General features: G+C 43.2%; 13 protein-coding genes and 1 tRNA gene. 8 read left to right on the top strand and 6 right to left on the bottom strand.

Annotated features, from left to right (window positions below):
* Positions 1 to 206: 206 nt before the first annotated feature.
* Positions 207 to 1109 carry a WYL domain-containing protein gene (locus R7P72_RS14355; RefSeq protein WP_182032668.1) on the bottom strand — a complete coding sequence of 301 codons (903 nt, stop codon included), beginning with the start codon at positions 1107 to 1109 and terminating at the stop codon, positions 207 to 209.
* A 173-nt stretch (positions 1110 to 1282) separates the two neighbouring features.
* Here R7P72_RS14355 and R7P72_RS14350 point away from each other — a divergent pair, with 173 nt between their 5' ends.
* From R7P72_RS14350 to R7P72_RS14335, 4 genes are read left to right on the top strand one after another with little or no spacing between them, the layout of a single operon-like run.
* Positions 1283 to 2539 carry a nucleotidyltransferase gene (locus R7P72_RS14350; RefSeq protein ID WP_206953979.1) on the top strand — a complete coding sequence of 419 codons (1257 nt, stop codon included), beginning with the start codon at positions 1283 to 1285 and terminating at the stop codon, positions 2537 to 2539.
* Positions 2540 to 3031 carry a hypothetical protein gene (locus R7P72_RS14345; RefSeq protein WP_206953978.1) on the top strand — a complete coding sequence of 164 codons (492 nt, stop codon included), beginning with the start codon at positions 2540 to 2542 and terminating at the stop codon, positions 3029 to 3031. It abuts the gene before it with no gap.
* On the top strand, positions 3031 to 4152 hold the full coding sequence (locus R7P72_RS14340; RefSeq protein ID WP_206953977.1) for an SAVED domain-containing protein: 1122 nt from the start codon (positions 3031 to 3033) through the stop codon (positions 4150 to 4152). The genes R7P72_RS14345 and R7P72_RS14340 overlap by 1 nt, the downstream gene beginning before the upstream one ends.
* An 11-nt stretch (positions 4153 to 4163) precedes the next feature.
* Positions 4164 to 4952 (top strand): competence protein CoiA family protein, encoded by a 789-nt coding sequence (locus R7P72_RS14335; RefSeq protein WP_017420542.1) that lies wholly within the window; start codon positions 4164 to 4166, stop codon positions 4950 to 4952.
* A gap of 197 nt (positions 4953 to 5149) precedes the next feature.
* On the opposite strand, the gene R7P72_RS14330 is transcribed toward R7P72_RS14335, so the two are convergent.
* A tRNA-Arg gene (locus R7P72_RS14330) sits at positions 5150 to 5226 on the bottom strand.
* Positions 5227 to 5429: 203 nt separating this feature from the next.
* On the opposite strand from R7P72_RS14330, the gene folD reads away from it, so the two are divergent.
* Positions 5430 to 6290 carry a bifunctional methylenetetrahydrofolate dehydrogenase/methenyltetrahydrofolate cyclohydrolase FolD gene (folD, locus tag R7P72_RS14325; RefSeq protein WP_005382297.1) on the top strand — a complete coding sequence of 287 codons (861 nt, stop codon included), beginning with the start codon at positions 5430 to 5432 and terminating at the stop codon, positions 6288 to 6290.
* 68 nt (positions 6291 to 6358) lie between these two features.
* On the opposite strand, the gene R7P72_RS14320 is transcribed toward folD, so the two are convergent.
* From R7P72_RS14320 to R7P72_RS14305, 4 genes are all read right to left on the bottom strand, one after another.
* Entirely contained in the window at positions 6359 to 7558 is a 1200-nt protein-coding gene (locus R7P72_RS14320) for a NupC/NupG family nucleoside CNT transporter (RefSeq protein WP_005382298.1), read from the bottom strand.
* A 257-nt stretch (positions 7559 to 7815) separates the two neighbouring features.
* Complete coding sequence (locus R7P72_RS14315; RefSeq protein WP_017634801.1) at positions 7816 to 8760, bottom strand: LysR family transcriptional regulator; 945 nt, start codon at positions 8758 to 8760, stop codon at positions 7816 to 7818.
* Positions 8761 to 8848: 88 nt separating this feature from the next.
* Entirely contained in the window at positions 8849 to 9820 is a 972-nt protein-coding gene (locus tag R7P72_RS14310; protein WP_005388330.1) for a lytic transglycosylase domain-containing protein, read from the bottom strand.
* Between the two features lie 48 nt (positions 9821 to 9868).
* A complete protein-coding gene (locus tag R7P72_RS14305) occupies positions 9869 to 10150 on the bottom strand; it encodes a YcgL domain-containing protein (protein WP_005382303.1) in 282 nt (93 codons plus the stop codon).
* A 197-nt stretch (positions 10151 to 10347) separates the two neighbouring features.
* On the opposite strand from R7P72_RS14305, the gene minC reads away from it, so the two are divergent.
* From minC to minE, 3 genes are read left to right on the top strand one after another with little or no spacing between them, the layout of a single operon-like run.
* Positions 10348 to 11010 (top strand): septum site-determining protein MinC, encoded by a 663-nt coding sequence (gene minC, locus R7P72_RS14300; protein WP_005382304.1) that lies wholly within the window; start codon positions 10348 to 10350, stop codon positions 11008 to 11010.
* A gap of 17 nt (positions 11011 to 11027) precedes the next feature.
* Positions 11028 to 11840, top strand: a complete 813-nt coding sequence (gene minD / locus R7P72_RS14295) for a septum site-determining protein MinD (RefSeq protein WP_005388331.1) — start codon at positions 11028 to 11030, stop codon at positions 11838 to 11840.
* Between the two features lie 2 nt (positions 11841 to 11842).
* On the top strand, positions 11843 to 12106 hold the full coding sequence (minE, locus tag R7P72_RS14290) for a cell division topological specificity factor MinE (RefSeq protein WP_005388332.1): 264 nt from the start codon (positions 11843 to 11845) through the stop codon (positions 12104 to 12106).
* Positions 12107 to 12153: the final 47 nt, after the last annotated feature.

Genomic DNA, 12153 nt, shown 5'->3' with positions numbered 1-12153 from the left:
CTCTTGCAGCCCTCGGCTGCAAGAGACTTCTATCTAGCAACGATACCACCGCCTCTATTTGCCGATACAAAGTAGTCAGCATCACGACTTTACGGATTCAAACCAGTCCAAAGCTATTGAAGTAAAAAGAAATTCAATCAACAGGTCGAAAAGTTGTTTTTAACCGAACAATCTCAAGCTATCGGATTCAAATTTATTGTTGTGGGTTAGGCCTGTTCCATTTGTTTTATCATTTCCAAATTGCTTAGCTCGAACTTATAAAAACGACTTTGCTTATCCTCTCGCTTTTCTTCATTTGACCGAGCATCGATATACCACTTTTTCTCAACAATCCATCTAAATGCAGCTCTCTCTGTAACATAAACCTCATCTTTATCTTCAGGTATACCAAAGTCAGTTCTTACTTTTTGCTTATCCATCTCTGACAACGAGGGGTGGAGTTTTAAGATCAAAGGCAACCTTAAGTTCCACAGCTTATCTTGAGCTAAAGCCTCATGATCATGCTGCCTAGACTCCTTAGAATCATGCTCTTCAACCACATTCCTAACACGAGCAAAATGGAAGTTTTTAAATTTATTCTTTTTGACTTCTGAACGATCAAATGCTCTGAACATCCAACTGGTTCCATCATACATAATTGCCAACGGAACCAAGGTTCTAGTTTGATGATTAGAGCTGTTTTCAGAAAGATAGTTGCAGGAAATCGCATACTTACCCGATATAGCCCTAGTAATCATAGCGACTTCATTGGTATTCATTTGGTTTGGAAACTTGCCAATCTTTTCATAGGCAAGCTCAGTAACACCGAAGATCTTGTTGCTATTAAATCCATTGGCAAGCATGCCAAGCGCCAATTCACCATCTATATCTGTCAATGGCTCGAAAGATTTCCTGATAATCGTATTCGTTTTTTGAGTTTTGTTGTTTGGCCTACGTTTGGAATATTCAGTAAGAACTCGGGAAGCGGCTGCTTCTGCAATTCCAAACGCATCTTTAAGATCAGCCCGACTAACACGCCCTGTAAAAAACAACTTAAAGTCAATATAAGCTAAACGAGCGTTAATAGAGGTTGTCTCTGATGTGATATCTGCTTGAGAACTGTTTTCCATGATGCCTATCCATTGTTCAATCTAGCCAAATCGTAGCAAAAAAATTATTACGTGTAATTACAATACACAACAAATACACAAAAAGATCATTGACACGTATCATTTCGATCTATCATAATAATCTCAATCGGTATAATCGGTTATTAACCAACCAAAACCACCAGGAGATAGCTGTGCAAGATCAAGGTTTCAAATCACTAAGACAACTAAGTGCAAGCGACAAAGAATTTTGTTTCGAGATGATCTCTCATATCACATCGAACCTAGACTTGACCGAAACACAGTTGTCTCAATTGAAGACGGCTTACCGAGCAATCGGATCCTACTTGGCAAACCAAGGGGGCGAACTAGCGGAATGCCACATTTATGCTCAAGGTAGTGTTGGTATTGGCACATCCGTAAAACCGATTGATGAAGACTCAGACATGGATATAGATCTCGTGCTGCACTTACCAAGTCAGCACTATCCAACAACTACTGATGAAGCCAACGAGCTACTCTTCAATTTGATACGAGTGCTGAAAGACTCTCAACGATACGGTGACAAAATAGAGAATATGCCGAAACGCAGATGTGTCACTCTGCAATATGGAGGTATCGAAGGCCAGGGGTTCCACATGGACATAACCCCTAGCATGCCTGAAGATATGGACTCGCCAAACCATAAGAGCAAAGTAAGAGTTGCAGACATCAAGGATGCCAATAGTCCTTCTCATCCATACGGATATAGGAAGTGGTTCCGAAGCGCGTGTAGTAAAGAGATTCGCTGGAATAGAGAAAGCAACTACAGATCTAATAGTGATATATATGCGGGGACAGTAGAACCGATACCTGGTCAGGGTCGAAAGACTGTACTTCAGATTGTAGTTCAGCTTCTCAAGCGACATAGAGACATGTGGAAACAAAATAAGCAGAACATTTATGGCGATTGCGCTCCAATAAGCATAATTATTACGACTCTAGCAGGTCTAGCTTATGAAAAGTGCTCAAACTCTAACAAGGAGTACCACAACCCATTTGATCTGATGTTAGATGTACTTGAAGAAATGCCAAACTTCATTTCCCATCAATATCAGTCTGACGGTACTTTAAAGTACACTATTCGCAACCCAGCACTTCCTACGGAGAATTTTGCAGATAAATGGCATGAGAAACCGATGTTACCCCAAGCATTTAAAGCGTGGTATACGCAGGTTACTGAAGACCTAGCAAAACTACTTGAATTAGATCAAGGGCTTGATAAAACCATTGAGCGCTCAAGAGAAATGTTTGGTTCTCAAGCAGCAAGAGGCATCCAAGCCAAACTTGCGGACACTCTGACTGAACGACGAGCGAAAAATCGTGCGGTAGTTTCTTCTATTGGCTTAGGAGTATCCAATGCAGCCACAGCCACCCCCGTTCCTAAACACAACTTCTACGGTGATGTATAGATGTGCCATCACCTTCAAAGGCAGCTTAACTCGCTACAAAAACGTTACCATGGTGGCAAAGGTAGAATACTCAAAGGTAAAACAGGTCTAAAACTGGAATGGAGACAAGTACTACAACCTTCTCGACTTAGCCGAGAATACCTAATTCTTGTTAAATGGGCTGGGTTAGGTTGTATTCCTGAGGTCGAGGTGTTGTCCCCGAATCTAAGAGATCTAGCAGGAGGGAAGCGCTCACCTCATGAGTTCTTCTCCAAAGGGAATACTAAACCCTGCCTAATGTTTAACAACGGTAGCTCCAAAGACTGGGTGCCTAGTATGTTAATCGGTGAATCAATCATCCCATGGACGCAAGAATGGCTGTGGTACTGGGAGCTTTGGTTATCAGATGGAGAATGGCGTGGTGGTGGTGTTCACCCTGGTGAACTAACTATTGAGCAATATATGGATCAAATCAACAACTCTCACCATCAACCAGCAAACAAAGGAAAGTAATGAACCTTTTGACTTATATCGTTGTTCAGACCATCAACTGGCTATTCAGAAAACGCTCTCCTGCCTTGTTAATTTTCAGGACAGGAGCCTATTTCTTCCCGATAACATTGATGGGAGGCGTAGCATTCAATGTTCAATACGCAACAGCTAGCCAACTCATTAGCCTTGACGTTGCTGGTTCTGATGTCCCTGCTCTACTCGTTTCTATCGGTTTTTATTTCAGTATACTCCTAATGGCAACTGGGCTAGCTTGGGAGATAGTCCGCTCAGTTATAGAACACCGACAATTAGCTAAACAAACTGTACTCGCTATTGAGCAAAGAGGACTCGTAAACACATCTGACTCCCCACTATCAGAGCACGTTCAGCAAAAATACAAAGGCCGAAATATTTCCAATACAGTAATAGATATCCGAGACAGTCTTGCTAACGGCACAGTAAGCCAACCCAAATTAGCTCTTAAGAAATTCCTCAATCTAGAACACTCTATAGAAGAGCGAAGAAATAGTGTTGCTGCTGAAGATTTTCACATTGTTTATGGTGGTTTAGTTCCTGTTCCTTTTGCTTTCCTATCAGGATATTTGTTGGACGATGAGTCTCATATTGAAGTGCTCGACTGGGATCGACAACTATCAAGCTGGAAAGAACTCGATCCTATTAGTGACGACAATGAGAAGTTTGAAAAGACAATAAAGCATGCTGATAGCAAAGAATCTATCGTTCTTGCTGTATCTTTCTCTTACCCTGTTGATGAGAAAGCTATTGACCTCTGCTTTCCAAAGATGCCACAGATACATCTGAAACTGAGGGAAAAGCGTTTTGATAATCACTGGTCAAGTAAAAAGCAAAGTCGTTTAGCTTATGATTTGATCGAAGAAGTTAAAAATCTCATGGAAGAAGGCTATAACGATATACATCTCGTATTAGCTTCTCAAAACAGCGTAGCATTCAAATTTGGTCAAGCGTACGACAGACGGAACCTTCCTCACATTACGATTTACCAATACGAAAAAGATAACAAAATCCCTTACCCATGGGGGGTATCAATTACTAACTTACCCCACGCAGAGCCATCTATTAGACTGACCGAGTTTAATGATGACTTAGAGCAAGCCGTATAAGAGGTCTTTATATGTCTTCATTTCAAGTTCTTATGCCTTTCGCTCGCAGTAACAGTTCAAACCGAATAGTGGGGATTGAGCAAGTGGAGCGTGGCGATGATTGCAACTGTCATTGTTTATCATGTGGAACCCCAGTTACTGCGAGGTTGGGAAATATCAACCAATGGCACTTTGCACACCGTACCGATAAAAATACAACAAGTTCTGAGTGTGAATTCTCCCCCGTTACTGCATTGGCTCTGATTATAAGGCAACAGCTCCCAACTCTAGTTAACTTTGATTTAGATGAGTGGGATTTTAATGATGTGCAATGGGAGGTTGAATGTACCAAATTTGGAGTTCAAGTTGATGCATTCACTAAAGACTTAACCTCTAACATATCGGTAGTAATGGATATCCCTTTCGAGAGCAGTCCCCATTTATTACCAGAAGCAGTACCTCACGATATCGACATTATCCTGAGAGTAAATACGCATAAGTTAGCTAACGATCTTTACCCAACTAAAAGTCCTATCAGGCTTCTTAACTCTGAAGGTGTTTTTAGCTACCTTTTAAAGCACTGGGAAGAACTTGTCGAAATGCTTCGTTGGCCTCAGTCAACCATAGAACAACCATGTGAAGATACAGAGGTTGCAGAAAACAGTATAAAGACCAATGATCCTATCTGCCTATGCTGTGGTGAGAAAACAGCAAGATATGGACGAGGGCTTCTTTGTGAAGAGTGTGTTTGGAAAGAGGTTGGTAGCCAATTTAATTCAATCAGTGAGATGGTTGTGTTTTATAGGAAAAACTCTAATTAAATAGATTAATCAGCCTCACAATGGGGCTGATTTGCATTTTTAGTCTCAAATACGTAGCCGCGAGAAGAAAGCGAACTTATGTATTCATTACAGATGATTACATTAAGCTACAAGCTTAACCGACTACTTAGCCGACTATAAACGCCCAAAACGACAAAGGCCTGACAACTTAATAAGCTGTCAGGCCTTATAGAATATGGCACGCCCTATTGGATTCGAACCAATGACCACATCCTTAGAAGGGACGTGCTCTATCCAGCTGAGCTAAGGGCGCGCTACAGGGACAGGATTATACGAGTTCAAACGGGTAAATCAACGGGTTTTCATAACATTCTGATCTGAATGCCTAAAAAAAGTCCATTAAAACGCTTAATGTTCAAAAACACCACAAAGCAAACGTTTGCGTATGGATGTTAATAAGAAATTCTGCGACAATGCGCCGCAGATAATCTGCCTTCTTAATTTATAAGGAAAGTCATGACTGCTCAAAATATAGACGGAACTCTCATTTCCCAAACTGTTCGATCTGAAGTGGCTGCACGTGTTAAAGCACGTGTTGAAGCTGGGCTACGTGCTCCTGGTTTAGCAGTGGTTCTAGTTGGTGAAGATCCTGCTTCTCAGGTTTATGTCGGTAGCAAACGCCGCGCATGTGAAGAAGTTGGGTTTGTTTCTAAGTCTTTTGACCTTCCTGCGTCTAGCTCAGAAGAAGAGTTACTAGCGCTGATTGATGAATTAAACAACGATGATGAAATTGACGGCATTCTAGTGCAATTACCCCTTCCTGCGGGCATAGACACAACACATGTTTTAGAGCGCATTCACCCAGAGAAGGACGTGGATGGCTTCCATCCTTACAACGTTGGTCGTCTTGCGCAGCGTATTCCAAAGCTTCGCTCTTGCACGCCAAAGGGCATCATTACCCTACTCGACCGTTACAACATTGAGCTACGTGGTAAACATGCGGTTGTGGTTGGTGCATCAAACATTGTTGGTCGTCCAATGACACTTGAGCTGCTGCTTGCGGGCTGCACAACAACAACATGTCACCGTTTTACCAAAGACCTAGAGAGTCATGTGCGTCAAGCTGACGTTGTCGTGGTTGCGGTTGGTAAGCCTAACTTCATCCCTGGTGAGTGGATTAAAAAAGGCGCAGTGGTGGTCGATGTCGGTATTAACCGTCTTGATTCAGGCAAACTAGTTGGCGACGTGGAATACGACAAAGCACGTGAAAGTGCGAGCTTTATTACTCCTGTTCCTGGTGGCGTTGGCCCAATGACCGTCGCAAGTTTAATTGAGAACACGATGCTCGCTTGCGAACAGTTCCACACAGACAAATAACGTAAAACTTCAGATACGAAAAAGGCTCCGCAAGGAGCCTTTTTGCTAATTGTTGATATCTATTTCAATTACAGACTTAAAATCACACCCGCAATCGAAGCGCTCATTAAGTTCGCCATGACACCAGCGATAATCGCACGGAAACCATGCTTAGAAACAAATGCACGCTTTTCTGGTACCAATGAGCCCAACCCACCAATCAGCATCGCCATGCTTGAGATGTTTGCAAAGCCACACAAAGCAAACGTCACGATTGCTTGTGAGTGTTCACTAAGTTGAGACTTCACTTCTGCAAGCTGGATGAAAGCGACGAACTCATTCACCACAATCTTGTTACCAATCAGCGAGCCTGCTGTGGTTGCTTCTTGCCATGGTATACCCAACAACCAAGCGACTGGCGCAAACACAAAACCTAGGATGAGCTCAAAACTTAATGGTGTCCCGATAAGATCACCTATCCAGCCTAACATGCCGTTTAGCATTGCAATGACACTAATAAACGCCAGTAACGTACCACCGACCGATACAGCAATGCGTACACCCGCCATGGCACCATCGGCTAATGCTTCTACTACGTTGGTTGCACGTGGAATTTCAACTTGGCTAATGTCGATATCTGCTGCTTTATCCGTATCTTCTGGCATTAAAATTTTTGCCATCAACAAGCCGGCAGGTGCCGACATAAATGCAGCAGCAATAAGATAGTTGAGGTCGACACCCAGTGATGCGTAACCAACCAACGTTCCGCCAGCAACTGACGCTAAACCACCTGTCATAACTGCAAAGAACTGCGAGTCAGTCATGTGTTTTAGGTAAGGCTTTACCATTAATGGTGCTTCAATGGTACCAACAAAGATATTCGCCGTAGCAGACAAAGACTCAGCACGACCGATACCCAGCAGCTTTTGAATACCACCACCGATAAAGTTAATGATTTTTGGCATCACACCAATGTGATAAAGACCTGAGATAAGAGAGGAGAAGAAAACGATGATACCCAGAACATTGATCGCAAAGGTGAAGCCCCCTGTCGCCAAATTACCGAATAAAAACGCAATGCCCTCTTGACCATAGTTGATCAAATTCGACACAACACTGCTCACTGAATTCAGCGCATCTCTTCCTGCTGGTACATATAAAACCAACAACGCAAACAGTACCTGCAAAGCAAACGCAAACGACACCGTTCTCAGCTTTATATTTTTTCTATTTGTAGAAAGTAGCCATGCTAGGAATAGTATGGCTACGATACCAATAATTGAGTTCATAAAATGAATCCGACAGAAGGGGGATATGGAAGGCACTGGATTGTATAGCGGACTCAAAATGCTGCAAGTTGAGGATGTTAACAGTGTGAAAAGTTTAAGCGACCAATAACTGACCAACAAAATAACCAATTGAATTTATTGAAGATAAACGTTTGCTTATTTTAATTGTTTCCATATGGAAAATATGTTTCTGATTCAGGAAAAATTTTTGTGAAGTGAATCACCTTATGTGTCGTTCTACAACGTCATTGATCCTGTTATTTAGGAATAGAGATGTAAGGCGCCAAACGTTGGTCCCAATGACAAGGGTTGCCGATCTTCTGTTTGATAAAGTTAATCACTGCGGATATTTTTTTTGGCATATGCTGGCGGCTTGGGTATACCGCATAAAACGGCATCGACTGGCTGGCTTTCCAATCAGGTAACAGCTGTATTAACTTACCCGTTCTGAACTCATCACCTAGCAAGTAAGTGGCAAGGTAGGCAATACCCCAACCTGCAATAGCCGCATCCCGAACGGCTTCTGCCAGATCCACTGAATAGTTACCCGAGACTTTTACGTTCAATTCTTGCTGATCTTTGGTAAACGCCCACCCCGTATAGTCACGCTCCCAGCTTCTGTATATGAGGCAGTTGTGAGCAGATAGGTCATCAGGTTCTGTTGGCGTGTCATGTTTCAATAAGTAATCTGGCGATGCCGCAACAACAAACTGGCAATCCGTCAAACGCTGCGCAATGTAACCTTCAGGCAAATGCTCGTTGTTGGTTACCCATAAATCGAGCCCTTCGGCTAACATATCGACCTTATAGTCAAACAGATGTACTTCCACTTGAAGTTGAGGATACAGTTCGCGTAACTCTTGAATCGCTGGAATAATGTGTAAGGTACCAAATGATTGCGACAACCCAAGACGTACCAAACCTGCCACTTCATCCCGCTGGGTTTCCATCTCTAATGTGGCGCTGCTCACCGCTTGTACCACTTGCTCACAGTGATGAAAAAAGGTTTTCCCTGCCTCAGTCGGCGTAAAGCTTCGCGTAGTGCGTTGAACAAGCTTGATACCAAGAGACGCTTCTAACTGACTCAACTGTTTACTCACATGAGACACCGACACGCCTAAGCTCTTTGCAGCAGCTGTGAAGCTTTTGTGTTTAAGAAGAGCGGAGAAAATCACCATTTGTGCGGCACGTTCAGATAACACGCTTTACCTCGATTTGGTTATAGAAAAAACAAAGGGCTCCGAAGAGCCCTTGTATTGAAGACTGAATGCCAAATTGTTTGATGGCAGATCAGTATTTAATGCGGTCAGCCAAGTGACTCACAGCAAGTGCGAAGTAGTAAGAGCGGTTCCACTTCATCAATACGTTGTAGTTATTGTAAACCAGATACGTACGACCATTCTCGTCGTCCGGCATGATCAACCATGCTTTGATGTCTTCATCCAGTTTTGGCAACGGGCTACCATCATATTTTGTGATACCTAATTGGCTCCACTCTTGAAGGTATTTGCCTTTTTCAGCCGTGCGCCCTTCTAGGCTGCGATCAATATTTTTAGGAACCTTAACTTGGCGACCCCAAGTATATTTATCATCCCAACCAGACTTGCTCAAATAGTTAGCGGTTGATGCAAACACGTCCGCTTCAGATTGCCATATGTCTTTTTTACCATCACCGTTGCCGTCAGCAGCAAAACGAAGGAAAGAGCTTGGCATAAACTGGCATTGACCCATCGCACCAGCCCATGAGCCTTTAAAGTTCTCTAGCTCAATATGGCCTTGATCGAGGATCTGAAGTGCCGACATAGTCTCTTTACGGAAAAACTCTTCACGACGGCCTTCAAATGCCATTGTGGATAGTGCATCAATCACTTTAAAGTTGCCGGTAAACTTACCAAAGTTACTTTCAACTCCCCAAAGCGCCACAATAAAGCGCGGGTGGACACCGTACTCATCGCCTATACGCTTTAGCTCGGTGTAATGCTCTTTGTAGAGTTGTCTGGCTTGCTTCACCTTCCATTCAGGCACCGCGCGAGGAATGTACTCATCCAATGTCAGTTTCTTTTCTGGTTGGTTTCGGTCCGCTTTTACTGCTCGCGGCTTGTACTCAACATTAGCAAAAGCAGCACTAATGACCTGCTCTGAGATACCTTTATCACGAGCTTCAGCACGCAGCTTATTCAAGTATTCATCAAAACCCTCGCTACTTGCAAAAGCCGAGGTACACATACCAACGCTAAGCATGGTAGCCAGTATCTTTTTCATATTGCCCTCCTTGAGCAAGGCAGAAATCCCAGATGAAAAACGATGACGTTATTCGCCTTTCTGCTGGGCTTTTTGTTCTTTGTACTTTTCTAATAGGTTCTCCGGCGGCGGTGGAACCTGAAGAAAGAAGCCATCATTTTGTAATGAAGCCTTCACTTTTTCGATATCAACTTGTGCCAATTTACGGCCATCAAGTTTAATCGTCATGACAGCGATAGGCTTACCGAACATCTGCATTAAGGTGTCAGGAACCTGTGAAAAATCATCCTTTTTCGGAATATAGAGATAAGTACCTTCTTTTTTCGAGCTTTTATAAATAGAACAAAGCATGACACGCCTTTTATGCTGATTTAGCCGCGTTGAGTGCGGATTAGGTTGAAAACGTCAAATTCTCGCAAACTTAATAGCAAATTTGAGATTAATTCACCTATTTGCCCACGAGAGAACTTGCTGCGTCAAAGGATGAAATATAACATGACATACCTAGTTTAAGGCAACGCTCTTTCAATAAAGGCAAGAAGTCCACGATGACCCATTCACCAGACCTTAAAGGTAGCAGTTTTACATTGTCAGTTTTACACCTTTCTGACAATGAGATCGCAAAGACTGTCGAATTTTTGCAAGAAAAAGTTTCTCAAGCACCTTCTTTTTTTGCATCCGCGCCTTTGGTAATCAATATAGCAAAAGTACAAGGCGACATTGATTTCCCTAAGCTTAAACAAGGCATCTCAGATGCTGGTTTTATTCCGGTCGGTGTAACGGGCTGTAAAGACAAGCGTGTACAAAACCTTGCTTCCGAAGCTGGCTTCGCCATTATGTCGGCGAGCAAATCACCAAGCCAAGCACCTGCCAAAATGGCACCAACGAAAGTAGTTCGTACGCCTGTCCGCTCAGGACAACAGATCTACGCAAAAGATGGTGATTTGGTGGTGCTAGCGCACGTAAGTGCTGGTGCTGAAGTCATTGCTGACGGCTCTATTCATATCCATGGCACACTTCGAGGTCGTGCGATTGCAGGAGCAAGTGGTCAGCAGGAAGCGCGTATTATTTGCCACGATTTACAAGCAGAACTGGTATCCATTGCGGGTGACTACTGGTTAAGCGATCAAATTGAAAGCGAGTACTGGCAAAAGAAAGTAATGATCAGTAAAGCCGATGAATCATTACATTTAGAAGTTCTCGCGATTTAATCTAAAAAGGAAAAAAAATGGCACGCATTATTGTAGTAACGTCTGGTAAAGGTGGCGTTGGTAAAACCACTTCAAGCGCAGCCATCGCCTCTGGTCTAGCTCTTAAGGGAAAAAAGACCGCGGTGATCGATTTTGACATCGGTTTGCGTAACCTCGATCTAATCATGGGCTGTGAGCGCCGCGTCGTGTATGACTTTGTGAACGTCATTAACGGCGAAGCGACATTAAACCAAGCGCTGATCAAAGATAAGCGCACGGACAACCTATTTATTCTTCCTGCTTCTCAAACTCGTGATAAAGACGCACTGACAAAAGATGGTGTTCAGCGCGTATTCGGCGAACTTGATGAAATGGGCTTTGATTTCATTATTTGTGATTCACCAGCAGGTATCGAGCAAGGCGCGTTAATGGCCTTGTACTATGCCGATGAAGCCATTGTCACAACGAACCCAGAAGTCTCTTCTGTGCGTGACTCTGACCGCATTCTCGGTATTTTAGATTCCAAGTCACTGCGTGCAGAACAAGGGCTAGAGCCAGTAAAACAGCACCTTCTACTGACTCGCTACAACCCATCTCGCGTCACTCAAGGCGAAATGCTAAGCGTTGAAGACGTAGAGGAGATCTTACATATTCCACTACTGGGCGTGATTCCAGAAAGCCAAGCCGTGCTTAACGCGTCAAACAAAGGTGTGCCAGTCACTTTTGACGATAACACCGATGCGGGTATGGCTTATTCTGACACCGTTGATCGCTTATTAGGCAATCAGGTTGAATTTCGTTTCCTTACTGAGGAGAAGAAAGGACTCTTTAAACGACTCTTTGGAGGCTAGACATGTCATTATTAGAATTTTTCCGTCCACAGAAGAAAACTTCTGCGAATCTAGCTAAAGAGCGTTTGCAAATCATTGTCGCAGAGCGCCGCAGCCAAAATGATCCTGCGCCGTCTTACTTGCCTCAATTAAAAGAAGACATCTTGAAGGTGATCAGCAAGTACGTGGCAATTGATCCAAATATGGTTGACTTAACATTTGAGCACAAAGACGACGATATCTCAGTTCTTGAGCTGAATGTGAAGCTACCAGACGAAGAAAAGTAATCAGTTTCTCTCGCCAGACGAATGCTCTAATTAGAACGAAAAAGGTT

This window comes from Vibrio sp. Vb0888 (genome assembly GCF_033338835.1).
GTDB lineage: Bacteria > Pseudomonadota > Gammaproteobacteria > Enterobacterales > Vibrionaceae > Vibrio > Vibrio alginolyticus.
Note: the sequence above shows the minus strand (reverse complement) of the source record. Positions and strands in the feature narration are given on the sequence as shown.

Excerpts from the sequence above, each read along its gene's own strand:
- R7P72_RS14355 (WP_182032668.1), bottom strand. The coding sequence starts at position 1,109 with ATGGAAAACAGTTCTCAAGCAGATATCACATCAGAGACAACCTCTATT.
- R7P72_RS14345 (WP_206953978.1), top strand. The coding sequence starts at position 2,540 with ATGTGCCATCACCTTCAAAGGCAGCTTAACTCGCTACAAAAACGTTAC.
- R7P72_RS14340 (WP_206953977.1), top strand. The coding sequence starts at position 3,031 with ATGAACCTTTTGACTTATATCGTTGTTCAGACCATCAACTGGCTATTC.
- R7P72_RS14335 (WP_017420542.1), top strand. The coding sequence starts at position 4,164 with ATGTCTTCATTTCAAGTTCTTATGCCTTTCGCTCGCAGTAACAGTTCA.
- folD (WP_005382297.1), top strand. The coding sequence starts at position 5,430 with ATGACTGCTCAAAATATAGACGGAACTCTCATTTCCCAAACTGTTCGA.
- R7P72_RS14320 (WP_005382298.1), bottom strand. The coding sequence starts at position 7,558 with ATGAACTCAATTATTGGTATCGTAGCCATACTATTCCTAGCATGGCTA.
- R7P72_RS14310 (WP_005388330.1), bottom strand. The coding sequence starts at position 9,820 with ATGAAAAAGATACTGGCTACCATGCTTAGCGTTGGTATGTGTACCTCG.
- R7P72_RS14305 (WP_005382303.1), bottom strand. The coding sequence starts at position 10,150 with ATGCTTTGTTCTATTTATAAAAGCTCGAAAAAAGAAGGTACTTATCTC.
- minC (WP_005382304.1), top strand. The coding sequence starts at position 10,348 with ATGACCCATTCACCAGACCTTAAAGGTAGCAGTTTTACATTGTCAGTT.
- minD (WP_005388331.1), top strand. The coding sequence starts at position 11,028 with ATGGCACGCATTATTGTAGTAACGTCTGGTAAAGGTGGCGTTGGTAAA.
- minE (WP_005388332.1), top strand. The coding sequence starts at position 11,843 with ATGTCATTATTAGAATTTTTCCGTCCACAGAAGAAAACTTCTGCGAAT.